The 23,785-nt window shown below is 70.3% G+C and carries 21 protein-coding genes; 14 read left to right on the top strand and 7 right to left on the bottom strand.

What is annotated here, in order from left to right; genetic code table 11:
* The first annotated feature begins 94 nt into the window (after nt 1–94).
* A complete protein-coding gene (locus COA07_RS10285) occupies nt 95–1,645 on the top strand; it encodes an alpha-amylase family glycosyl hydrolase (RefSeq protein WP_066711517.1) in 1,551 nt (516 codons plus the stop codon).
* 52 nt (nt 1,646–1,697) lie between these two features.
* Nucleotides 1,698–2,705, top strand: coding sequence for a glycosyltransferase family 4 protein (locus tag COA07_RS10280; RefSeq protein WP_066711514.1), 1,008 nt, complete (start codon nt 1,698–1,700; stop codon nt 2,703–2,705).
* Between the two features lie 7 nt (nt 2,706–2,712).
* On the opposite strand, the gene COA07_RS10275 is transcribed toward COA07_RS10280, so the two are convergent.
* Genes COA07_RS10275 through COA07_RS10265 form a run of 3 tightly spaced genes read right to left on the bottom strand, consistent with a single transcriptional unit; the run spans nt 2,713 to nt 4,404 of the window.
* Nucleotides 2,713–2,970, bottom strand: coding sequence for a hypothetical protein (locus COA07_RS10275; protein ID WP_066711513.1), 258 nt, complete (start codon nt 2,968–2,970; stop codon nt 2,713–2,715).
* On the bottom strand, nt 2,967–3,404 hold the full coding sequence (locus COA07_RS10270; RefSeq protein WP_066711512.1) for a CoA-binding protein: 438 nt from the start codon (nt 3,402–3,404) through the stop codon (nt 2,967–2,969). The genes COA07_RS10275 and COA07_RS10270 overlap by 4 nt, the downstream gene beginning before the upstream one ends.
* Nucleotides 3,405–3,459: 55 nt before the next feature.
* A complete protein-coding gene (locus COA07_RS10265; protein WP_066711511.1) occupies nt 3,460–4,404 on the bottom strand; it encodes an Mrp/NBP35 family ATP-binding protein in 945 nt (314 codons plus the stop codon).
* Nucleotides 4,405–4,477: 73 nt separating this feature from the next.
* On the opposite strand from COA07_RS10265, the gene hflK reads away from it, so the two are divergent.
* The 6 genes from hflK (at nt 4,478) to COA07_RS10235 (ending at nt 11,333) form a co-directional block, all read left to right on the top strand.
* The gene (gene hflK / locus COA07_RS10260; RefSeq protein ID WP_096640999.1) at nt 4,478–5,617 is read left to right on the top strand and encodes a protease modulator HflK; all 1,140 of its coding nucleotides are present in this window, start codon (nt 4,478–4,480) and stop codon (nt 5,615–5,617) included.
* Nucleotides 5,617–6,495 carry a protease modulator HflC gene (gene hflC, locus COA07_RS10255; protein WP_066712482.1) on the top strand — a complete coding sequence of 293 codons (879 nt, stop codon included), beginning with the start codon at nt 5,617–5,619 and terminating at the stop codon, nt 6,493–6,495. The genes hflK and hflC overlap by 1 nt, the downstream gene beginning before the upstream one ends.
* Nucleotides 6,496–6,640: 145 nt before the next feature.
* The gene (locus tag COA07_RS10250; RefSeq protein ID WP_066712483.1) at nt 6,641–8,173 is read left to right on the top strand and encodes a Do family serine endopeptidase; all 1,533 of its coding nucleotides are present in this window, start codon (nt 6,641–6,643) and stop codon (nt 8,171–8,173) included.
* Nucleotides 8,174–8,250: 77 nt separating this feature from the next.
* Nucleotides 8,251–9,912, top strand: a complete 1,662-nt coding sequence (locus COA07_RS10245) for a helicase HerA-like domain-containing protein (RefSeq protein WP_096640943.1) — start codon at nt 8,251–8,253, stop codon at nt 9,910–9,912.
* 166 nt (nt 9,913–10,078) lie between these two features.
* Nucleotides 10,079–10,603 carry a phosphoribosyltransferase family protein gene (locus COA07_RS10240; protein WP_066711461.1) on the top strand — a complete coding sequence of 175 codons (525 nt, stop codon included), beginning with the start codon at nt 10,079–10,081 and terminating at the stop codon, nt 10,601–10,603.
* Nucleotides 10,604–10,625: 22 nt separating this feature from the next.
* Nucleotides 10,626–11,333: a VIT1/CCC1 transporter family protein gene (locus tag COA07_RS10235; protein WP_066711460.1), complete on the top strand. Its 708-nt coding sequence runs from the start codon at nt 10,626–10,628 to the stop codon at nt 11,331–11,333.
* A gap of 21 nt (nt 11,334–11,354) precedes the next feature.
* Here the strand turns inward: COA07_RS10235 and COA07_RS10230 are convergent, their stop codons facing one another.
* Complete coding sequence (locus COA07_RS10230; RefSeq protein ID WP_066711459.1) at nt 11,355–12,311, bottom strand: isopenicillin N synthase family dioxygenase; 957 nt, start codon at nt 12,309–12,311, stop codon at nt 11,355–11,357.
* Between the two features lie 95 nt (nt 12,312–12,406).
* Here COA07_RS10230 and COA07_RS10225 point away from each other — a divergent pair, with 95 nt between their 5' ends.
* From COA07_RS10225 to COA07_RS10210, 4 genes are all read left to right on the top strand, one after another.
* Nucleotides 12,407–13,633 (top strand): multidrug effflux MFS transporter, encoded by a 1,227-nt coding sequence (locus tag COA07_RS10225; RefSeq protein ID WP_066711458.1) that lies wholly within the window; start codon nt 12,407–12,409, stop codon nt 13,631–13,633.
* Between the two features lie 73 nt (nt 13,634–13,706).
* Entirely contained in the window at nt 13,707–14,057 is a 351-nt protein-coding gene (locus tag COA07_RS10220) for a DNA primase (RefSeq protein ID WP_066711457.1), read from the top strand.
* A gap of 93 nt (nt 14,058–14,150) precedes the next feature.
* Nucleotides 14,151–14,486, top strand: coding sequence for a DMT family protein (locus COA07_RS10215; protein ID WP_066711456.1), 336 nt, complete (start codon nt 14,151–14,153; stop codon nt 14,484–14,486).
* Between the two features lie 31 nt (nt 14,487–14,517).
* Nucleotides 14,518–15,021, top strand: coding sequence for a hypothetical protein (locus tag COA07_RS10210; protein WP_066711455.1), 504 nt, complete (start codon nt 14,518–14,520; stop codon nt 15,019–15,021).
* Nucleotides 15,022–15,027: 6 nt separating this feature from the next.
* Here COA07_RS10210 and COA07_RS10205 read toward each other — a convergent pair whose 3' ends face one another.
* Nucleotides 15,028–16,314 (bottom strand): homoserine dehydrogenase, encoded by a 1,287-nt coding sequence (locus COA07_RS10205; RefSeq protein WP_066711454.1) that lies wholly within the window; start codon nt 16,312–16,314, stop codon nt 15,028–15,030.
* Between the two features lie 487 nt (nt 16,315–16,801).
* On the opposite strand from COA07_RS10205, the gene COA07_RS10200 reads away from it, so the two are divergent.
* Both COA07_RS10200 and COA07_RS10195 read left to right on the top strand, forming a co-directional pair.
* Complete coding sequence (locus tag COA07_RS10200) at nt 16,802–18,763, top strand: OPT family oligopeptide transporter (protein WP_066711453.1); 1,962 nt, start codon at nt 16,802–16,804, stop codon at nt 18,761–18,763.
* Entirely contained in the window at nt 18,760–20,070 is a 1,311-nt protein-coding gene (locus tag COA07_RS10195) for a hypothetical protein (RefSeq protein WP_096640941.1), read from the top strand. The genes COA07_RS10200 and COA07_RS10195 overlap by 4 nt, the downstream gene beginning before the upstream one ends.
* Here COA07_RS10195 and COA07_RS10190 read toward each other — a convergent pair.
* Both COA07_RS10190 and COA07_RS10185 read right to left on the bottom strand, forming a co-directional pair.
* A complete protein-coding gene (locus COA07_RS10190; protein ID WP_066711519.1) occupies nt 20,042–21,325 on the bottom strand; it encodes a glycoside hydrolase family 130 protein in 1,284 nt (427 codons plus the stop codon). The two genes, COA07_RS10195 and COA07_RS10190, sit on opposite strands and share 29 nt — an antisense overlap.
* Before the next feature lie 48 nt (nt 21,326–21,373).
* Nucleotides 21,374–23,650, bottom strand: a complete 2,277-nt coding sequence (locus tag COA07_RS10185) for a glycosyltransferase family 4 protein (RefSeq protein ID WP_066711520.1) — start codon at nt 23,648–23,650, stop codon at nt 21,374–21,376.
* Nucleotides 23,651–23,785 lie beyond the last annotated feature (135 nt).

The raw sequence follows: 23,785 nt of genomic DNA, 5'->3' as shown, positions 1-23,785 counted from the left end.
GAAGCACAATGTTACGCAGCAGACATGAACGCTTGCCCCGCTCGGCGGTTATCTGCCCCGACGCAGCGAAGGGGTGAGGCGGGTGGCGGACGACATGCCGTGGTGGCGGCGCGGGACGGTGTATCAGGTCTATCCGCGCTCGTTCCAGGACAGCGACGGCGACGGGGTCGGCGATCTGGCGGGGATCGAACGCCGGCTGGACCATATCGCCGCGCTGGGGGTCGATGCGATCTGGCTGTCGCCGATCTTCCCGTCGCCGATGGCCGATTTCGGCTATGACGTGGCGGATTATCGCGACGTCGATCCGCTGTTCGGCGATCTCGCCGCGTTCGACCGGTTGCTGGCGGCGGCCCATGCGCATGGGCTGAAGCTGTTGCTCGATTTCGTCCCCAACCACAGTTCGGACCGCCACCCGTGGTTCGTCGAAAGCCGCGCCGACCGCACGAACCCGAAGCGCGACTGGTATATCTGGCGCGATCCCGCCCCCGATGGCGGGCCGCCCAACAACTGGATCAGCGATTTCGGCGGATCGGCGTGGGAATATGACGCCGCAACCGGCCAATATTACCTGCACGCCTTCCTGAAGCAGCAGCCCGACCTCAACTGGCGCAACCCGGCGGTGAAGGCGGCGATGTTCGACGTCATGCGCTTCTGGTTCGATCGCGGCGTCGACGGTTTCCGCATCGACGTGCTGTGGCATATCGTCAAGGCGGAGGGTTTCCCGGACAATCCGCCCAACCCCTATTGGCGCCCCGGCATCACCGAGCGCGACCGGCTGATCCAGCGGCATTCCACCGACCAGCCGGAGGCGCATGCGATAGCGGCCGAGATGCGCGCGATCGCCGACGGCTATGGCGGCGATCGCGTGCTGATCGGCGAGATCTTCCTGCCCAACGATCGCCACGCGCGCTGGTACGGCACGCGCGCGCGGCCGCAGGTGCACCTGCCGTTCAATTTCCAGCTGATCGAGAACGGCTGGGACGCCGCGGGGCTTCGCGAGATGATCGCCGCCTACGAGGCGTCGCTGCCGCCGCACGGCTGGCCCAATTGGGTGATCGGCAGCCACGACGCCCCGCGCATCGCCGCGCGCGTCGGGGAGGCGCAGGCGCGCGTCGCGGCGATGCTGCTGCTGACGCTGCGCGGCACGCCGACGCTGTATCAGGGCGACGAGATCGGGATCGGCCAGGTCGATATCCCGCCCGACCGCGTCCGCGATCCGCAGGAGCTGCGTCAGCCCGGCATCGGCATCGGCCGCGACCGGTCGCGTACGCCGATGCCGTGGGACGCGGCGCCGCATGCCGGTTTCAGCACCGCCGAGCCGTGGCTGCCGCTCAATCCCGACTGGCGCACCCGCAACGTCGCCGCGCAGGACGGCGACGCGGGGTCGATGCTGACGCTGTATCGCCGGCTGCTGGCGCTACGCCGCGCGCATCCGGCGCTGTCGGTGGGGGATTTCCGGTTGCTGGATGCGAGCGATGGCGTGCTGGCGTTCGAACGGCGGCACGGCGATGCGGTGCTGCGCGTGGCGCTGAACCTGACCCATGAGGCGAAACCGTTGCCGTTCGGGGGCGAGGTGCTGCTGTCCACCCTGCCCGGTTCGGCGCACGAGACCCTTCGCGCCGACGAAGGGATCATCATCCGCTGACCGCCACCCCGGCCCTCGCCGGGGTGGCGTGAAGGACAAAGGACCAATAGCCATGAAGATCGCCATGCTTGCCCCGATCGCGTGGCGCACGCCGCCGCGCCATTACGGACCGTGGGAACTGGTCACCAGCCTGCTGACCGAGGCACTGGTCGCGCGCGGGGTGGACGTGACGCTGTTCGCGACGCTCGACAGCGTGACCGCCGCGACGCTCGACGGGGTGGTGCCCGCGCCTTATTCCGAAGACCCGTCGATCGACGCGAAGGTGTGGGAATATCGCCACCTGTCGCACCTGTTCGCGCAAGGCGATCGGTTCGACCTGATCCACAACCAGGCGGATTTCCCCGCGCACGCCTTCGCCCCGCTGGTCGATACGCCGATGGTGACGACGATCCACGGCTTCTCGTCCGACCGCATCCTGCCGATGTACGCGCCCTATCAGGACCGCGTGCACTATGTCGCGATCAGCGACGCGGACCGGCACCCGGACCTGCGCTATGCCGCGACGATTCACCACGGCATCCCGCTGGACGATTTCGCGTTCGACCCGGCCGGCAGCGACGATTTGCTGTTCTTCGGCCGCCTCCACCCCGACAAGGGCGCGGCAGAGGCGATCGCGGCGGCGCGCGCGGTCGCGCGGCGGCTCGACCTGTACGGCATCGTGCAGGATCAGGGCTATCACGACCGCGACGTCGCGCCCGCGGTCGACGGCACCACCATCCGCTATCACGGCGCGGTCGGCGGCGCGGCGCGGGTGCGCGCGCTGGGCGGCGCGCGCGCGCTGCTCCACCTCATCAACTTCGACGAGCCGTTCGGCCTGTCGGTAGTGGAAGCGATGGCGTGCGGCACGCCGGTGATCGCGACGCGGCGCGGTTCGATGCCGGAGATCATCGAACACGGCGTCACCGGTTTCCTGGTGGACGACATGGCCGGGGCGATCGACGCGATCGAGCGGGCTGAGACGATCGACCGCGCCGCCTGCCGCCGTGCGGTCGCCGACCGGTTCAGCATCGACCGGATGGCCGACGATTATATTGCGCTCTACCGGCGGATAGTGGGGTGAGCCGCGGTCAGCGCGGCAGCGCGCCGCGCCACCATGTCCGTGGCGGCCTGGTGCACATGCGCGCGCCGACCACCTGGCATTGCCCGCCGGTGGTGCCCAGCGCGCGTTCCTTGTCGTCGTCGACGCGCGGGGTGCCGTCGATCCGGTAGCGGCCCGGCTCCGCGACCTTGTGGGGGATCGCCGACAGCCGGCTGGCGGCGGTGGCCAGCAGTGCGCCGTCGTCCTGCGCCGCGACCAGCAGCAGCGCCAGCGCCGCGCCGCTCACGCCCGCTCGCCCACAGGCGCCACGCCCAGCCGGGGCAGGTCGATCGCCGGGCAGCGGTCCATCACCACCTTCAGCCCCGCCGCCTCGGCACGCGCCGCGGCAGCCTGGTCGATCACGCCCAATTGCATCCACACCGCCTTCGCGCCGATCGCGATCGCCTCGTCCACCACCTCGGCGACCGCGCTCGACCGGCGGAAGATGTCGACCATGTCGATCGGGTCGCCCAGCTGCGACAGGTCGCGGAACACGAACTCGCCATGGACATGCTCGCCGGTGATCTGCGGGTTGACCGGGATCACGCGATAGCCGTGCGCCTGCAGCGTCGCCATCACGCCATAGGACGGGCGGTCGGGGCGGTCCGACGCGCCGACGAGGGCGATGGTGCGCACCTCCTCGAGCAGCGCCTTGATATCGGCATCGGCGGTCAACGGCATGGCGATTCTCCCTCGCGGGGGGAACGCCGCCGCGCCGCCTTCGATCCGCGTCCGCTCAATGCGCCGCCAGCCACGCCGCCACCTGCGCCGCGATCGGCGCGAACACGCGGTCACCCTCCACCGCCGCGGGCGGCTGGCCCGCGTCCGACGCGGTGCGGATCGCGATGTCCAGCGGCACGCGCCCCAGGAACGCGATCCCCGCGTCGCGCGCCGCCGCCTCCGCGCCGCCGCGCCCGAACGGATCGGACACCTCGCCGCAATGCGGGCAGGCATAGCCGGCCATGTTCTCGACCAGCCCGATGATCGGCACGCCCGCCTTCTGGAACAGGTCGATCGCGCGGCGCGCGTCGATCAGCGCCAAGTCCTGCGGCGTCGACACGATCACCGCGCCCGCCGGGCGGTGTTTCTGCACCATCGTCAGCTGGACGTCGCCGGTACCGGGCGGCAGGTCGACCACCAGCGTATCGGTCGCGCCCCAGTCGGCATCGACCAGCTGGCCCAGCGCGCCCGCGGTCATCGGCCCGCGCCACGCGATCGCGCGCCCCGGCTCCACCAGCTGCCCCATCGACAGCAGCGGCACGCCATATGGCGTCGCGACCGGCAGCAGCACCTTGTCGCGCGCCTGCGGCCGAATGCCCTCCACCGCCATCAGCCGCGGCTGCGACGGGCCGTAGATATCGGCATCGACCAGCCCGGTACGCCGCCCGGCGCGCGCCAGCGCGATCGCCAGATTGGCCGACAGCGTCGACTTGCCGACCCCGCCCTTCCCGCTGGCGACCGCGACGATCCGCCGCGCGACCCGCTCGGCGGTGACGACCACCCGCACCTCGTATCCGGGCAGCGATGCCGCCATCCGCACGCTCGCCTCCAGCGCGTCGCGCGCGGTCGCGTCCAGCCCGGTCGCATCGACCACCACGCCGATGCGCTGCCCCTCGATCCGCACCGTCGCCCGCTCGCCCGCGACGGCGCGGACCGCTTCCTTCACCTGCATTTCGCTCATGGATACGATCCGTTACGCGCGCTTGTACCGCTTGGCACTGTTTTTCGGGCGCGCCGCTCCTATAAAGGCGGATATGACCATCCTGCGACGCTGGCTCCGGCGCCCGATCATCCTTGCCGCCGACAACAATGACAACGGCCCGTGGGGCGGCGGCGGGGACGACAGTGCCGGCCCGCGCAACCCGTGGTCGACGCCCCCCGGCGGCGCGCGGCGCCCCACGGCGAAGCCGACGGCGCTGGACGAATTCCTGAAGAAGGCGCGCGGCGGCAACGGCGGCGGCGGCGGGTTCGGCGGCGGCGGCGGGCCGCAGTGGCAGGGTGGCGCGAACGCGCGGATGCTGTGGCTGATCGGCATCGCGCTGCTGGTCGGGCTGTGGATCCTGCTGACGTCGTTCCACCAGATCGGCCCGCAGCAGCGCGGCGTCGTCACCTATTTCGGCCGCTATGCCGGCGAACTGGAACCGGGCATCCGCCTGACGCTGCCCGCGCCGATCGTCAACGTGACGAAGGTGGACGTCGAACAGGTGCGCACCGACGAATTCCCGCAGGAAGGCGGGGAGATGGTGCTGACCGGCGACCAGAACATCATCGACCTGGCCTATACGGTGCGCTGGCGCGTCTCCAATCCGCGCGATTACGTGTTCGAGATCAAGGACCCGCAGGAAACCGTGCGCGCCACCGCCGAAAGCGCGATGCGCGCGGTGCTGGCCACCACCACGCTGAACGAGGCGATCGGCGCGGGCCGCACCACGATCGAGGCACGCGTGGCGCAGATGATGCAGGAAATCCTCGACAGCTACGAAGCGGGCGTGCGCGTGCAGGGCGTGTCGATCAAGCAGGCATCGGCCCCGCCGCAGCTGGCCGACGATTTCAACGCCGTCACCGCCGCGCAGCAGGAAGCGGTCGGCAACCTCAACAACGCGCGCTCCTATTCGCAGCAGGTGATCGCGCGCGCGCAGGGCGAGGCATCGGCCTTCAACCAGGTGTACGAACAATATCGCCTGGCGCCCGAGGTGACGCGCCGCCGCATGTATTACGAGACGATGGAGGCCGTGCTGGCCAGGACGGACAAGACGATCGTGGAGACGCCCGGCGTGACGCCGTACCTGCCGCTGGGCGAGGGCCGCCGCCTGCGCGAACCCGGTGAGGGCGCCGCGGCGACGCCGGCCGCCCCCGCACAGCCCGCCCAGCCGGCGCAGGGAGGGCAGCGGTGATGCCGCACTGGTTCCGCCATCCCATCGCGCTCGGCTTCGCCGCGCTGATCCTCGCCATCCTGGCCGCCGCGACCTTCGCGATCGTGCCGGAAACGCAGCAGGCGGTCGTCCTGCGGCTCAACAACCCGATCCGGCTGGTCAACCAGTGGCAGCCCGGCCAGACGATCGGCAACACCGGCGCGGGCGTGATCGCGCGCATCCCGTTCGTCGACAAGATCGTGTGGGTCGACAAGCGCGTGCTCGACGCCGATCTCGACAATACGCTGGTGCTGTCGACCGATCAGCTGCGGCTCAACGTCGATGCCTTCGCACGCTTCCGCATCGTCGATCCGCTGAAGGCGGTGACTTCGACCGGCAGCACGTCGAACACCGAGGAGCGCGTCGCCGACCAGCTGCGCCCGCTGCTGGGCACCGCGCTGCGCAACGAACTGGGCAAGGTGCCGTTCTCGGTGCTGCTCAGCCCGGAACGCGGCAAGGTGATGGACGCGATCCAGGCGTCGCTGCAGCGCTATGCCCGCCAATATGGCGCGGAGATCGTCGACGTGCGGATCAAGCATGCCGACCTGCCGGAAGGCAGCCCGCTGGAAAGCGCGCTCCAGCGGATGCGCACCGCGCGCCAGCAGGAAGCGAACACGATCCGCGCGCAGGGGCAGAAGCAGGCGCAGATCGTCCGCGCCGAAGCGGATGCGCAGGCCGCGCGCGTCTATGCCGATGCGTTCAGCAAGGATGCCGACTTCTACGATTTCTACCGCGCGATGCAGAGCTACCGACACACCTTCGGTGCGGACGGCGGGCCGGCGCCGGAGGGATCGACCAACATCATCATGAGCCCGAACAACGCCTATCTGCGCGAATTCAGCGGGCGCGGGCGCAACTGACGTCGTCCCGGCGCGCCGAGGCGGGCCGGGACAGAAACAGCTGTCGATGCGTTAACATTCAAACCGCGTTCATCGCACGTCCGGCACTGGATGACGCATCGTTCCTCCTTACATTGAATGGGTGATTGAGAAGGACATGAGAAAAGTGCGTTACGCCTACGCCCTTACCGGCGCCCTTCTGCTCGGCGGCACCGCCGCGTCGCTGACGCTGCAGAACCCCGCGACCGCGCAAGTCGCCCAGAACGAACCGGGCAGCATCGCCGCCGCCGCGCCGCGCGCCGGCGCGCCGATGAGCTTCGCCGATCTGGTCGCCAAGCTGCAGCCCGCGGTCGTCAACATCTCCACCACCCAGAAGGTCACCGTCCAGCAGCAGGCGAACCCGTTCGCCGGCACGCCGTTCGGCGACCTGTTCGGCCAGTTCGGCGGCGGAGGCGGCGGCGCGCCGGTCACGCGTGAGGGGCAGTCGCTCGGTTCGGGCTTCCTGATCTCGGCGGACGGCTACGTCGTCACCAACAACCACGTCATCGCGCCGGCGGCGCGCGGCGCGACGGTCGAATCGATCACCGTCACGCTGCAGGACCGCAAGGAATACAAGGCCAAGCTGATCGGCCGCGATCCCACCTCCGACCTGGCGGTGCTGAAGATCGATTCGCCCACCCCGCTGCCGTTCGTCCGCATGGGCGATTCGGGACGCGCGCGCGTCGGCGACTGGGTGGTCGCGATCGGCCAGCCGTTCGGGCTGGGCGGCACGGTGACCGCGGGCATCGTCTCGGCGGTGCACCGTTCGACCGGCAACGGCCCGTTCGACAGCTTCATCCAGACCGATGCCGCGATCAACCAGGGCAATTCGGGCGGCCCGATGTTCAACCTGAACGGCGAGGTGATCGGCATCAACAGCCAGATCTATTCGCAGTCGGGCGGCAACATCGGCATCGGCTTCGCGATCCCCGCGACCGAGGCGAAGCCGATCATCGACACGCTGATGAAGGGTCAGAAGATCCAGCGCGGCTATCTGGGCGTCGGCATCCAGCCGGTGAACGACGATATCGCCGCGGCGCTGGGCCTGCCCAAGAACAAGGGCGAGATCATCGGCCGGGTCGAACCGGGCGGTCCGGGCGCGAAGGCCGGGCTGCGCCAGGGCGACGTCGTCACCGCGATCAATGGCCAGGCGGTGACGCCGGACCGCACGCTGTCCTACCTGGTCGCCAATGCCGCACCGGGTTCGACGATCCGCATGGACGTGATCCGCGACGGTCGTCCGACGACGGTCACCGCGACGGTCGCGACGCGCCCGCCGGAGGATCAGATGGCCGCGCTGCAGGGCGGCGGCAGTGACGATGACGGGCTGCCGGGCGGTGACGACGATGGCGCGGTCGCGCCCGCGTCCAGCTCGATCGGCGTTACCGTCCAGCCGCTGACCGCGCAGATCGCGCGCGCGATCGGGGTCGATTCGACGGTGCAGGGCGTCGTCGTCAGCGCGGTCGATCCGTCCAGTGATGCGGGCCAGAAGCTGAAGCGCGGCGACGTGATCTCCTCGATCAACTCGCAGCCGGTGCGCACCGCCGCCGATGTCGCGCGCGTCGTCGCCGCGGCCAAGGCGCAGGGGCGCCCGCAGGTGCTGCTGAACATCACGCGTCAGCGCACCAGCGGCGTCTTCCTGGCAGTGAAGATCAAGTAACCGCCGCATTGCGCCGCGAACGGGGCCGTCGCATCATCGGATGCGGCGGCCCTTTTCGCCTGTGGGGAGAGTGACGAGTGAGCGACGGCATCTTCATCGGCGCGGGCGACGGCGGCGTGGCGCCGCAGCGGCTGGACCTGCGCCGCGCCAACCGCCACGGGCTGATCGCCGGGGCGACCGGCACCGGCAAGACGGTGACGTTGCAGGGCGTGGTGGAGGGCTTTTCCGCCGCGGGCGTGGCGTGCTTCGTCGCCGACGTGAAGGGCGACCTGTCCGGCCTCGCCATGGCCGGTTCCCCGGCGGCGAAGACGCACCCGATCTTCGCCGCGCGCGCTGCCGAGATCGGCCTGACCGACTGGGCCTATGCCGATACGCCGGTGCAGTTCTGGGACCTGTACGGCGAACAGGGCCACCCGATCCGCACCACCGTCAGCGAGATGGGTCCGCTGCTGCTCGCGCGGCTGATGGGGCTGAACGAGGTGCAGGAAGGCGTGCTGACGATCGCCTTCCACGTCGCCGACCAGGACGGCCTGCTGCTGATCGACATGGACGATCTGCAGGCGATGCTGGCGCATTGCGCGGAGCGCGCGGACGAACTGACCGTCACCTACGGCAATGTCGGCAAGCAGTCGATCGGCGCGATCCAGCGCGCGCTGCTCCAGCTGCGCAGTCAGGGCGCGGAACATTTCTTCGGCGAACCCGCGCTCGATCTGGACGACCTGTTCGGCGTGGACGACCGGGGCCGCGGCCTCGTCAACGTGCTGGCGGCCGACCGGCTGATGGCCAGCCCGAAGCTGTATTCGACGTTCCTGCTATGGCTGTTGTCCGAACTGTTCGAGCATCTGCCGGAGGTGGGCGACCCCGACAAGCCGAAGCTGTGCTTCTTCTTCGACGAGGCGCACCTGCTGTTCGACGATGCGCCCGACGCGCTGATGGACAAGATCGAACAGGTCGTCCGGCTGATCCGGTCGAAGGGCGTCGGCGTCTATTTCATCACCCAGAACCCGATCGACATCCCCGACAAGGTCGCCGGGCAGCTGGGCAACCGCATCCAGCACAAGCTGAACGCCTTCACCCCGCGCGACCAGAAGGCGGTCAGCGCCGCGGCGCTGACGTTTCGCCCCAATCCGGCGGTCGACGTGGCGAGCGCGATCACGCAGCTCAAGACCGGCGAGGCGCTGGTGTCGCTGCTCCAGCCCGACGGCGCGCCCGCGCCGGTCGAGCGCACGCTGATCCGCCCGCCCGCCAGCCGGGTCGGGCCGGTCACGCCGGACGAGCGCCGCGTGCTGATCCAGACCGACGCGATCGGCACCAAGTATGACACGATCGTCGACCGCGATTCGGCCGAGGAACTGCTCGCCGCCAAGACGCAGGAGGCCGCCGCCGCGGTCGCCGCCGCCAAGGCACAGCACGCAGCGGACAAGGCCGCCGCGCTGGAGGCGAAGGAACAGGCGAAGGCCGCCAGGGACGCCGAACGCGCGCGCATCGCCGCGCAGCGCGACGCCGACCGCCAGGCGCGCGAGGACGACCGCGCCCGCCGCGCCGCCGAGCGCGAGGCGGCGAACAACCCGTGGAACAAGGCGATGACCTCCGCCACCCGCTCCGCCTCCTCCGCGATCGGCCGGACCGTGGCGAATGAAGTGACCAAGGCGGTGCTGGGATCGGGCCGTGGCAAGTCCGGCGGCGGCCTGCTGGGCCAGGTGATGCGCGGCGTGCTGGGCGGGTTGCTGCGGCGGTAAGGGCGGGCGCCGACGCCGCCCGCCTCGAACGTCACCCCAGCGAAAGCTGGGGTCTCCCGTGATCGTCCGTCACGCCCGCCACAGGAAGATCGCAGCCTTCGCCGGGATGACGCAGGCGCGGCGCAACCCCGATGACTCGCGCGCGCGTCTTCGTTACATCGCCGCCATGAGCACGCCGATCTTCACCCCGATCACCCACGCCGATCTCGTCGCCCATGTCCGCGCGCTGGCCGCGGCGATGGCGGCGGATGCGGACTGGACGCCCGCGCATATCATCGGCATCGGCCGCGGCGGGTTGATCCCCGCGGTCTATCTCAGCCATGCCACCGGCCTGCCGATGCTGGCGGTCGATTATTCGTCGCAGTCGGAGGAACTGGCCGCCGACGCGATCGCGAAGCTCGCCGCGCGCACCCGCGCCGGCCAGCGGCTGCTGTTCGTCGACGACATCAACGACAGCGGGCGCACGATCGGGCATCTGCGCACGATGCTGGCGCGCGAGGGCGCGGCCGACGGGGCAGTGCGCTTCGCCACGCTGATCGACAATTGCCGGTCGCAGCAGCGCGTCGAATATGCCGCGCACGGCATCGACCGCACCGTGACCAAGGACTGGTTCGTCTTCCCGTGGGAGGCGATGGCCCCCGACAGCGCGATCGCCGCCGATGCGGCCGAAGTGCCCGAACGGATTGCCTGACACCCGGAGTGCCGGAGGCAGCATGACAGACGCCCTTCCCCATGCCGCCGGCGAACATCATCTGGTCCACCGTACCGGCTGGCTGCGCGCCGCGGTGCTGGGGGCGAACGACGGCATCATCTCCGTCTCCAGCCTGATCGTCGGCGTGGCGGCGGCACCGGGCGCGAGCGCGGGCGCCGTGCTGATCGCGGGCACCGCCGCGCTGGTCGGCGGCGCGCTGTCGATGGCGGCGGGCGAATATGTCTCGGTCAGTTCGCAGGCGGATACCGAGCGTGCCGATCTTGTGCGCGAGGCCGCCGAGCTGAAGCGCGCGCCGCTGGCCGAAACGCGCGAGCTGGCCGCGATCTACGAGGCGCGCGGCGTCGAACCCGCGCTGGCGCAGCGCGTCGCCGAACAGATGATGGCGCATGACGCGCTCGGCGCCCACCGCCGGGACGAACTGGGGCTGGCGGACGACGGCGGTTCGAACCCGGTGCAGGCCGCGCTGTTTTCCGCCGCGGCGTTCAGCGCGGGCGCAATCCCGCCCGTCCTCGCCGCGCTCGCCCCGCACGACGCCGTCCTCTACGCCGTTCCCGCCACCGCCTTGCTGCTGCTGGCGCTGCTCGGAATGCTCGGCGCGCGGGCGGGCGGCGCGCCGGTGGTGCGCGGGATGGTGCGCGTCGTCGCGCTCGGCGCGCTGGCGATGGCCGTCACCGCGCTGATCGGCAAGGCGACCGGCACGGTGATCTGACGGTCGCCCAGCGCCGCCGGCTTACTTCTTGATAAGGCCGATCTCGACCAGCCGTTCGTGCAGGTAACCGTTGGCGGTGATCGGCGTCGGATAGCGGTTCGGCCGGTCGGCGGTGATCGTCTGCGGCAGCGTCTCGATCAGGAAATCGGGCGCCGGGTGCAGGAAGAACGGCATCGAATAGCGCGAATGGCCGCGCCGTTCGGGCGGCGGGTTGACGACGCGGTGCGTGGTCGACGGCAGCACATGGTTGGTCAGCCGTTGCAGCATGTCGCCGACATTGACGACCATCGCCCCCTCCGGCGGCTTGATCGCCAGCCAGCGCCCCGAATCGCGGTCGAGCAGTTCCAGCCCCGCTTCCTCGGCCCCCAGCAGCAGCGTGATGAGGTTGATATCCTCATGCGCGCCGGCGCGCACGCCCTCCGCATCGGCGGGGATCGGCGGATAGTGCAGCAGCCGCAGCACCGAATTGCCGTCCTTCACCGCCGGATCGAACCAGTCGGGCGCCAGCCCCAGGTGCCGCGCGATCGCGGACAGCAGCCGGTCGCCGGCGCGATCGAACGCGTCGAACATCTCCACGAACGTGTCGCGGAACCCCTCCGGCCGCGTCGGCCAGACGTTCGCCGCCATCTCGCCCGCATAGCGGTGCCCGGCGGGCAGTTCGCGGCCGACGTGCCAGAATTCCTTCAGGTCGACGTGGCGCGCGTCCTTGGCGATCTCGGTCTTGAACGGGGTATAGCCGCGCGCGCCGCCGCCGCCCGGGACGTGATACGCGCGCTTCTCCTCCTCGGGCAGCGCGAACAGCGCCGCGGTTTCGGCCCAGGCGCGGTCGATCAGCGGCTGCGGCACGCCATGGTCGGCGACGATCGCGAAGCCGAACCGTTCGAACGATCCGCCCAGCGCCGCGGCGAAGCCGTCGGGGTCGCGATCCTGGTCCTTCAGGCTCAGCGTCGGAACCTGGGCGGCGGGGGTGTCGAGCATAAGAACGTCCAACCTGTTGATGTGGCGAAGATAGGCGCGCGCGGCACGTCCGGCAACGCGTGACAGCGCGCGTCCGCTGCCCTAGTCGCGGCGGCATGTCGTCTTCCCCTGCCCCCACCGATCGGGGACCGCCGCTTCCGCTGCCCGAATTCGTCGCGCTGATCGCCGCCCTGATGGCGCTGACCGCGCTGGGGATCGATTCGATGCTGCCCGCGCTGCCCGCGATCGGCGATACGCTGGGCGCCCCCGATGCCAATGCGCGGCAATATGTCATCACCGCCTTCGTCCTGGGGTTCGGCGGCGGGCAGTTGATCCACGGGCCGTTGGCCGACCGGTTCGGGCGGCGGCGCAGCCTGATCGCGGCGATGGCGATCTATGTCGCCGCCAATGCGCTGTGCGCGATCGCCGCCAGCTTCCCGCTGCTGCTGGCCGCGCGCGTCACCGCCGGCTTCGCGATCGCCGCGGCGCGCGTGTCGGCGGTGGCGATCGTGCGCGATTGCTTCGAAGGGCGCGCGATGGCGCGGGTGATGTCGATCACCTTCATCGTCTTCATGATCGTGCCGGTGCTGGCGCCCGCCTTCGGCGCGGGGGTACTGCTGTTCGGCGGGTGGCGCGACATCTTCTGGGCGGTGGCGGTCGCGACGATCGCCGTGCTGGCGTGGTTTTCGTGGCGGATGCCCGAGACGATGCACCGCGAGGATCGCGTGCCGCTGTCGCCCGCGCGGATCGTCGCGGGGTGGCGGCTGACGCTGTCGGATCGCTGGTCGCTGGGATATACACTGGCGGCGACCGCGCTGCTGGGCGCGCTGTACGGCTATCTCAATTCGATCCAGCAGATCATGGCCGACACGTTCGGGCGCCCGCGGCTGCTGCTGGTCATCTTCGCCACCACCGCGGGAACGATGGCGGCTGCGAACCTCGCCAACGCACGGCTGGTGATGCGCGTGGGGACGCGGCGGCTGGCGCATGGCGCGGTGCTGCTGCTGATCGCCGCATCCGCGCTACACCTCGCGCTCGCACTGGCGGGGTTCGAGAATCTGTGGGTGTTCGCGGTGCTGCAGGCGATCACCATGGGCTGCTTCGGGCTGGCCAGCGCCAATTTCTCCGCGATGGCGATGGAGAATATGGGCCATATCGCGGGCACCGCCTCCAGCGTGCAGGGCTTCACCAGCGTGACGGTCGCCGCGGGCGTGGGCGCGGTGATCGGCCAGTCGTTCGACGGCACCACCGTGCCGCTGACCGCCGGTTTCCTGGTCGCGGGGCTGGCCTCGATCGCCGCGGTGCTGGTGACGGAGCGCGGGCGGCTGTTCACGACGCGCTGAACCGAGCCGCGCCAGCGGAACCGCGCGCGCCCGTCTGCCGTTCGTCGCCATCATCGGCATGAGGAGCATCGCGATGGGCGGACATCAGATCCATGGTCACGGTTCGGGCGACGACGGCTATGACGAGGACGGCTACGACGAAAGCCAGCGTGCCGAGATCCTGGAGGCGACTCGCGACGGGCCGAGCGACGGGACGATCATCGTCGATCTCGATCCCGACATCGACGAGGACGACGATCTGGAGGATGAGGACGAACTGACGCTGCGCGACGGCGAGGTCGGGGAGACCGACGCCACCGTGGTGCAGGACGATGCCGACGTCGCCGAGGACGAAACCCAGGCCGATTTCGACGACGATGCCGTCGACGGTGGCGAGGACGACGCCGAACTTACCGATCGCGACGACGCGGCGCTGCGTCCCTGACCCTCTGTCCGCCGTCGCCGCGCGCCATTGCACCGGCGCGCGCGCGGCGGCATGGCGGGCCACCCTGCCCTCTTTCGCGGAACGCTGCCCGCCATGCCCACGATCGCCCTGCTGATCGCATCGAACTGCTTCATGACGATCGCCTGGTATTGGCATCTGAAGGGCGGCGAGGACAAGGCGCTGCCGCTGGTGATCGTCATCAGCTGGGCGATCGCTTTCTTCGAATATTGCCTGGCGGTGCCGGCCAACCGCATCGGCTATCTGCACGGCTGGACCGGCGGGCAGCTGAAGGTGACGCAGGAGGTCATCACGCTGGCGGTGTTCACGATCTTCGCGATCGTCGTGCTGAAGGAGCCGCTGACCTGGCGCCACGCCGGGGCGTTCGGCTGCCTGGTGGGCGCCGCCGCGTTCATGTTCGCGGGGCGTTGACGATCGCAGCGCGGGCGCCCACGCTGCGCGCATGATCGCTGCCCTGTTGCTGCTCCAGGCCGCCCCGGCGGACGTCCCCGCGCGTTTCTCGGTGCTGGTGCCCGTCGCGCATCAGGCCTGCAAGCGCGGCCGTGCCCCGGACGAGATCGTCGTGTGCGCCGATCCTCTCCCCGACCAGAAGCTGCCGCTGCCGGACGAGGCGCCCTCGTCGCTGCCGCAGCCGGTCAACCGCAACGCCGACGGCATGGGTGCGCTGGCGGCGGAAGGCGCGCCGTGCGCCTCGGTGGCCCGCGGGTGCCAGGTGGGGATCGACCTGCTCGGCATGGGCACCGCGGCGATCCGCGGCGTCCAGAAACTGGTCGCGCCGGGCAGCTGCTGCGAACGCAACGGGGAAGGGACCAGCGCCGGAATGCTGGTCGGCGACGTGATCGGCGGCGTCGCCCGCGCCTTCCGCCCGCACGCGAAGGCGGCGAAGGGCGAGCGCGTGCCGATCGACCTCACCGAACCGTCGCTGGCCGGGCGCGTCAGCCCCTAGTACGCACTACGCCAGGATGTGCATCCACAGCGGCTCGCCGGTCAGGCTCTGCGATCCGCGCAACCGCTCCAGCGCATGTTCGACGCAGCGTTCCGGCCCCTCGTGCGTGACGATCGCGACCAGCACGCTGCCCTCCGCGGACGCACCGCGCTGGATCAGGCTTTCGATCGACACGCCCGCGTCGCGCATCGCCGCGGCGATTTCGGCCAGCACGCCGACGCGATCCGCGACCGAGAAGCGCAGATAGGCGCGCCCGCGCCGTTCGCCGCTGTCGGCCGCCGCGGTCGTCGCCAGCGCATCGGCGGGCATCGCATAGGCCGGGCCGAATTCGCCGCGCGCGATGTCGATCAGGTCGGCGACCACCGCGCTGGCGGTCGGCCCCGCGCCCGCGCCGGCGCCCTGGAACAGCAGCCGGCCGACGAAATTGCCCTCCGCGACGACCGCGTTGGTCGCGCCGGTGACATGCGCCAGTGGATGGTCGCTGGGGACCAGATGCGCATGGACACGCTGGAACAGCCCGGACGCCCCGGCCTCCGCCACGCCGATCAGGCGGACGCGATAGCCCAGCGCCGCCGCCTCCGCGATGTCCGCCGCCAGCAGGTGGCGGATGCCGCTGATCTCGACCGCGTCGAACGCCGGCGCGGTGCCGAACGCCAGGCTGGCCAGGATCGACAATTTGTGCGCGGCGTCGACGCCGTCGATGTCGAACGACGGATCGGCCTCTGCGAAGCCCAGCGCCTGCGCCTCGGCCAGCACCTCCGCAAAGTCGCGGCCTTCACTCTCCATCTTCGACAGGATGAAATTGCACGTGCCGTTGAGGATGCCGTAGACGCGCCCGATCGCATTGGCCGCCGCGCCCTCCCGCAGCCCCTTGATGACCGGGATGCCGCCGGCCACCGCCGCCTCGAACTTCAGCGCGGTGCCCGCTTCCTCGGCGGCGCGCGCCAGGTCCAGGCCATGGTGCGCCAGCATCGCCTTGTTCGCGGTGACCAGCCCCTTGCCCGCCGCCAGCGTGCGCCGCGCCAGCGCCAGGGCCGGGCCGTCCGATCCGCCGATCAGCTCGACGATCACGTCCGCCTCCACGTCCGCCAGCGTCGCGGTATCGTCGACCCAGGCGAAGCGCGACAGGTCGACCCCGCGGTTCTTCAACCGGTCGCGCGCGGACACGGCGACGACCTCGATCGGGCGGCCGGCGCGGCGCGCGATCAGCTCGCGGTTCTCGTCCAGCACGCGGATCACCCCGCCGCCGACGGTGCCCAGCCCCGCCAATGCCACCCGCAACACGTCCGCCATCGCCTGTCCCCCGAACTCGCCGGCCGCGATTACGGTCTGCCGTGGCTGATGTCGAGCGAGACGCGACTCGCCAGCGAATGCATTTTTTGCAACCGCACGCGAATCACATTGCACTTGCACAATTGTGTGTTGCGATGCACAAAAGCCGTGCCTTTCAGGCATCCTCTCCTAAAAACTTTTACAGCCGGGCTTCTGCCCGGCTTTTTTTTGGCTTGCGAATGCGGTACATGATCGCTGCCGCACCCCAAAAAACAACGCGCGCAGGAGCAGGATGTCGCCGGTAGGACCGGCAGCCGACCGGGGGAGCGACATGGCCGCGCTCCCCCCGCGTACGCGACAGACGCACCATTCCACCGTTGCCCGCCCGGCCCTTATGCGTGCACCGGCGAGCACGACCCTGGGTGCCACGGGTCCGTCCGCTGCATCATAGCGCGCCAGCGTGCCGCCCCCGCTGGTGGACGCGGCGCGGCTATGCCACGGTAGCGCAATGACCGGACCCGCATCACCCGCCGCTCCCGCACCCACCCCCGTCGCCGAACTGACGCTGCGCGGCATCCTGCTGGGCGGCGCGATCACGCTGCTGTTCACCGCCGCCAACGTCTATCTGGGGCTGAAGATCGGGCTGACCTTCGCCACCTCGATCCCCGCCGCGGTGATCTCGATGGCGGTGCTGCGTGCCTTCCGCGGCTCCTCGATCCTCGAAAACAACATCGTCCAGACGGTGGCGTCGGCGGCGGGGACGCTGGCGGCGATCATCTTTGTCCTGCCCGGGCTGGTGATGGTCGGTTACTGGCAGGGGTTCCCGTTCCTCACCACCGCCGCGGTCACCGCCACCGGCGGCGTGCTGGGGGTGATGTTCTCCGTGCCGCTGCGCCGCGCCCTGGTGGTCGACACCGACCTGCCCTATCCCGAGGGGCGCGCCGCGGCCGAGGTGCTGAAGGTCGGCGAGGAAAGCCGCCACGGCGGGGCGGAAAGCGTGAAGGGCATGTCCGCGATCCTCGCCAGCACGCTCGCCTCCGCCGGCTTCGCGATCCTCACCCAGACGAAGCTGATCGCGGCGGAGGCCGCCACCTTCTTCCGCGTCGGCGCGGGCGCGACCGGGGTGGTCGGCGGGCTGTCGTTCGCGCTGCTGGGCGCTGGGCACCTGATCGGGCTGTCGGCTGGGCTGGCGATCCTTGCGGGCGTCGCGATCGGCTGGTGGATCGTCCTGCCGATCCTGACCGCCGCCGCGCCGCAGGCGGGCGACGTCGCGCAATGGGCCAACACCGTGTTCCGCAACGACGTGCGCTTCTTCGGGGCCGGGGTGATCGGCGTCGCGGCGATCTGGACGCTGATCCGCATCGCCGGGCCGGTCGCGGGCGGGCTGCGCGCGTCGCTGGCGGCATCGCGCGGCGCACGCGGTGCGGGCGTCGCGCTGGAGGAACGCGACCTGCCGTTCGCCGCGATCGCGGGCGGCACGCTGGCGGTGCTGGTGCCGATCGCGCTGCTCCTCCACGGCGTACTCGCGGGCGGGCCGCTGGCGGGCAGCGCCTGGCTGCTGATCGCGGCCAGCCTGTTGTTCGTGCTGGTCGTCGGCCTCGTGATCGCGGCGGTGTGCGGCTATATGGCCGGGTTGATCGGCGCGTCCAATTCGCCGGTGTCGGGGATCGGCATCCTCTCGGTCATCGCCGCCTCGCTGATGCTGGTCGGCTGGTTCGGGCGCGGCGGCGGCGCGCAGGAAACATCGGCGCTGGTCGCCTATGCGCTGATCGTCACCGGCATCGTCTTTGGCGTGGCGACCATCTCCAACGACAATCTGCAGGATCTGAAGACCGGGCAGCTGGTCGGCGCGACGCCGTGGAAGCAGCAGGTCGCGCTGGTGATCGGCGTCGGCTTCGGTTCGCTGGTGGTGCCGCCGGTGCTGCAACTGCTCTACACCTCGTTCGGGTTCGCGGGGATGCCCGGCGCCGGCCCCAACGCGCTGGCCGCGCCGCAGGCCGCGCTGATCTCCGCACTGGCGCAGGGGGTGCTGGGCGGCGACCTCAACTGGACGATGATCGGCTGGGGCGCCGCGGTCGGCGCCGGGATCATCGCGGTCGACGAACTGCTGGGGAGGATGGGCCGGATGCGGCTGCCCCCGCTGGGCGTCGGGCTGGGCATCTATCTGCCGATGTCCGCGACGCTGACCGTCGTCGTCGGTACCGTGATCGGCCATTTCTACGACCGCTGGGCGGACGGCCGCGCGGATGTGGAGGGCGTCAAGCGGCTGGGCGTGCTGACCGCGACGGGGATGATCGTGGGCGAAAGCCTGTGGAACGTGGTCTTCGCCGGCATCGTCTACGAAGCGGGCAACGACGCCCCGCTGGCGCTGGTCGACGGGTTCGAGACGCCGGCGCTGGTCGCCGGCACGCTGCTGTTCGCGGCGGTCGCCGCGTGGCTCTACCACGGCACGCGGCGGCTGGCGGCGTGACGTGGCGCGCGGTGCTGGCGGCGCTGGCGCTGCTCGGCGCCGCGCCGCCCCCCGACGCCGCGCCCGCCGATGCGGCGGTCGATGAGGCGCTGACGCTTCCGCCCGGCTACCCCCGCGATGCGGTGCTGCGCGCGGTGTCGCGCAGCCTGCGCTGGTCGGGGCACCCCGACGCCGGGCTGCGCGCCGCCCGCGCGATGACCGATGGCGGCACGGACGAGATACCGCCCGGCACGCGCCCCGCACCGCCGCGCTATGTCCCGCTGCGCACCGCCTTCCCCGATGCGCGCTGCGACCGCGCACCCGCCGATGCGGCCGACGACTGGGCGCGCGCCTGCCTGCTGGATCGCGACCACCATTGGACCGGCCTGCCCGACGCCGAAGTGCTGCGCGGCGTGGTGCCGCGGCTGCGCGATGCCGGGGTGCGGCGCGGCGTGCTGGCGATGCTGGTGCGCGAATATGGCGATGCGGACACGCTGCGCTTCATCGCCGCCGAACAGGCGCGCCGGCCCGACCCGGTGATCGCCGACCTGCTGGCGACGCCGCAGGCGCGCTACCGGCTGGGCGACCGCGCCGCCGCGCTGGCCGCCGCCCGCGCCGCGCGCACCTTCGACGACAAGGCCGCGGCGATCCGGCTGATGCTGGCCGTGAACGACGTGGACGCGGCCGTGGCGGTCTTCGACACGCTGGCCACGACCCCGCCCGAACTGGCGGACGATTGCTTCGGCTGGTTCGGCCCGATCGGCGGCCTGGCGCTCACGGAGCTCGGCCATGTCGGCGCCCCTGCGCCCGCGATCGGCACGTTCCTCGACCGCATCGGCACCACGCCGCTGTTCCGCCGACTGTGCCCCGCCGGCCTCGATGCCGAAACCGCGGTTGCGCTCTCGCTCGCGGCCGGTCGCGCCGACGCCGCGCTCGCCCGTGCGCGTCGCGAAACCGCCACGCCGTTCCTGTTGATCGACACCGCGATTCAGATCACGCGCGACCGGCTGCATGCCGGCGACCCCGCCGCCGCACGCCTGCTGCTGCGCGAGGCCGCCACCGCGCTGCCGTCCTATCGCGACCACGAACGTCCGGGGGATACCGGCCGCCGGTTCTACCTTATCCAGCTGCTGGCCGCCGCAGGCGATGTCGACGCAGCCGACCCGCTCGCGCGGCGCCAGCCCGCGGGCGCGCTACGCGCGGTCGCGCTGTCCGCCGCGGTGGCGGGGCGGGCGGGGCTGCGCGTCGACGATCAGGCGCCCGCGCTGGAGACGATCGACCCCGCCGTGCTGCCCGGGCTTACATCTTCGACAGCAGCTCCGCGATAGACACGAACGCGAAGCCGACCGAGCTGTCGGCGATGCCATAGGGCATGAACAGTTTGTCGCCGTGCTTCATCGCGCCGCAGGTGTAGACGACGTTGGGGACATAGCCTTCGCGGTCCTGGTCTGCCGCCGCCAGGATCGGCGAGCGCGTGCGGCCCAGCACCCGCGCCGGATTGTCCTTGTCCAGCAGCACCGCGCCGATCGAATATTTGCGCATCGCGCCGACGCCGTGCGTCAGCAGCAGCCAGCCCTCGTCGATCTCGATCGGCGGGCCGCAATTGCCGATCTGCACGAACTCCCACGGGAACACGGGCTTCAGGATCAGCTCGCCCCCGTCCCACACCGTCAGATCGTCGGTCTTGAGCAGGTACAGATTCTCGCCGTCCTGCCGGCCGATCGCCATATACTGGTCGCCGACCTTGCGCGGGAACAGCGCGATCCCCTTGTTGCGCGAGGCGCTGCCGGTCATCGGCACCAGATCGAAGGCGCGGAAATCCTTGGTCCGCAGCAGCTCCGACTGGATCGCGCTGCCGTTATAGGCGGTATAGGTGCCCAGCCATTCGACGCTGCCGTCGTCATGGTGGAACTGCACCAGCCGCAGATCCTCCAGCCCCTTCGACTGCGCCTCGGTGATCGGGAAGATCACCGTGCCCGACAGCGTACTGTCGCGGTGACGATAGACAGTCACCGGGCCGCTCGGCATCTGTTCCTCGTCGCTGCCGACCGCGTCGGTGGCGGTGGCGAACGGCGGCTCGGGCGCCAGCTTCAACTCGTTGTCGCTGGTGATGATGCCTTCGCGGAACGCGACCGAGGAGATATGCCCCTCCCCCACCGCGCGCAGCGACATCAGGATGCGCTGCGCGCCATCCTCCATCCCGCTCTGGTCCGGATGCGGCACCACGCTGGGGTTCATCAGCGCGGCGGCGGCGTAGCTGTATTCGTGGCAGAAATAGGCGCCGATCAGTTGCCGCTTCTCATCGGAGATGCGGCTGCCGTCCAGCCCGTGCGCCGATGCGATCTCGTCGTAGCGGGTCATGAACACGCGGCGCGTCTGCCAGTGGCGCGCCTCGAAATCCTTGAGCACCAGTTCCAGCTGGTCGCGCGCTTCCTGCGGCGACATGCTGACCACTTCGCTGATGAGCCGTTGCGACCGGCTGGGGCCGCCATTCTGCGGCGCCATCCACCCGATATGAAAGGGTCGGACCACCACTCGCGACGGATCGGCATGCAGACGCAGCCGATGGTTGAACAGCTTCAAGGACCAGCCTCGTCGTTATGGACGTAACGCTTGCGCGCGCAGCCGGCGTTACGCCGACCGTTCGTGCACCTGTGTCCCTGCCACTTTTCCCAGGCGCTTTGAAAGCCCCGAAATCGCACACGACGCCATTTGCAGCGCCAGGATCGATTCGGCGCCCTGGTTGCGGTTCAGCCCGCTGGGCATCAGCCCGTCGAAACACCCACCGTCCCCCAACGAGGCGAGCGGCAGGTCGAGGTCGTTGGCGCCCAGATACCAGTCGTAAGCGCGCTTCGCCTCGTCGAACCAGCGACGGTCGCCGGTCGCGTCGAACGCCGCGGCGCACGCGTCGATGGTCGCCTGCGCCTCCAGCGGCTGCTGGTCGAAGGGCAGCGGCTCGGCATAGACGCGGCCGAAGCTTTCCGATCCCACCGCGCGGAAATGGCCCTCCGGCGCGGTCTGCTTGGTGACGATCCACGCCAGCGTATCCAGCCCGCAGTCGATCAGGTCGCGGCGGTCGAGCGCCACGCCGGCGCGGATCATCGCCTCCGGCAGGCGGGCGTTGTCATAGGCCAGCACGATTTCAAACCAGCCCCATTCGGGGCGCCGCGCGGCGTCCAGCAGCGCCAGATGCTCGTCCGGAAAGCGCCGCAGGATCCGCGACGCCAGCTGGTGGCCGGGCGACGCCTGCAACATCGCCGCCGCACCCAGCATCGCAAACGCCTGCGCGCGCGGGCTTTCCAGCTCCAGCGCCAGGCTGGCGGTGGAATCGAACATCGCCTGCGCCCAGTCGCGGTGCTTCATCTCGTGCGCATCGCGCGCGGTCACGCCCAACGCCCACAGCGCACGGCCGTTCGAATCCTCCGACCCGATATCCTCGCACCACGTCCGGTCGAAGTTCATGAAGTTGCGGAACCGCCGTGCGTCCGGGTTCCAAGCATATTGCACGAACGCGGCATAGACCGTGGTCCACTTGTCGCGCGTCGCCGGGTCGCAATCCTCGACCGCGCTCATCAGCATCAGCGCGCGGGCGTTGTCGTCGATGCAATAGCCGTGGCGACGATCGGGGACCGAGAAGATCGAATGCTGGAGCATCCCCGTCGCGTCGCTCATCCGCTCGACCGCGGTGAGGTCTACGGGAAGCACCTTGCGCGTCGAGGCCGCACCGCGCAGCCGCGCGGGCCGCGCCGCGATGCCGCCGACGATCTCCGCCATCGCGGTTTCGGCCATCTGCGACCAGATCATCGTCCGCCCGCGGGCATAGGCGCGCGCCGATAGCCGCGCGATGTTGCGCTTGCTGCCCAGCAGGTCGTTGATCTCGCGCGCGAAGGCCGCTGCGTCGCGGAAATCGACCAGCACGCCGTGCCCGTCCGCCAGGATCTCGGTCGCGTGCACGTAGGGCGTGGAAATCACCGCCTTGCCCACGCCCACAGCGTAGCTCAGCGTCCCGCTCGTGATCTGCGCCGGGTTCAGATACGGCGTGGCATAGATGTCGGACGCCTGGAGATAGTCGATCAGGTCGTCATGATCGACGAACGCGTCGATGAACGCGACATTGGCGCCCACGCCCAGCCGGTCGGCCTGCTCCTTCAGCGAATCGCGATACCGCTCGCCTTCGTGCGCGACCAGATTGGGGTGCGTCGCACCGAGCACGACGTACATCGCATCCGGGTGCTTCTCGACGACCGCGGGCATCGCCTCGATCATCGTCTCGATCCCCTTGCCCGGCGCCAGCAGCCCGAACGTCAGGATCACGCGATGCCCGGTCCAGCCGAAGCGGTCCTTGAGCGAATCCGGCTCCACGAACGCGCGATCGGGCACGCCATGCGGGATCACCGCGATCGCCTTGGCATTCGCGCCATAGACGCGCTCCAGGATCTCGCGCCCGCGCTCGGCCATGACGATGACCTTCGCCGCGCGGCGCAGCAGCCCTTCCAGAACGGTGCGCTCGGCCGCGCTCGGCTTTTCGAGGATGGTGTGCAGCGTCACCACCAGCGGGATCGACACGCGGTCGATCAGCGACAGGATATGCGCGCCCGCTTCCCCGCCGAAGATGCCGTATTCGTGCTGCACCCAAAGCGCCTGCGCGCCGCTCGCCTCGATCGCGCGCGCGGTCGCCAGATAGGCGGCGCGGTCATGCTGCGGGATCGTGCCGGTGACGGCGTCGGGATAGTCGTAGCGCCCGGGGTGGTCGTCCATCGCGTAGACGTCGACCGACATGTCCGGGAAGCGCCGCTTGAGCGCGGTATAGGTATCGGTGGTGAACGTCGCGATACCGCATTTGCGCGGAAGGAAATTGCCGACGAGCGCGATATGCGTGACGTCCTGCGGGATAGCCGACTGCTTCATTCCTCTGCCTTCGCTGATGCAGCACGACGGGCGATACACCCGCGCGCATAGGGCGATGAACCCGTCATGAAGCAGATGGTTGCAGGAATGTTGCACTGCAACCACGCCCGATCGTGTTGATCGCGATCAATCGAA

The sequence above is a fragment of the Sphingomonas adhaesiva genome (assembly GCF_002374855.1).
Classification (GTDB): domain Bacteria; phylum Pseudomonadota; class Alphaproteobacteria; order Sphingomonadales; family Sphingomonadaceae; genus Sphingomonas; species Sphingomonas adhaesiva.
Note: the sequence above shows the minus strand (reverse complement) of the source record. Positions and strands in the feature narration are given on the sequence as shown.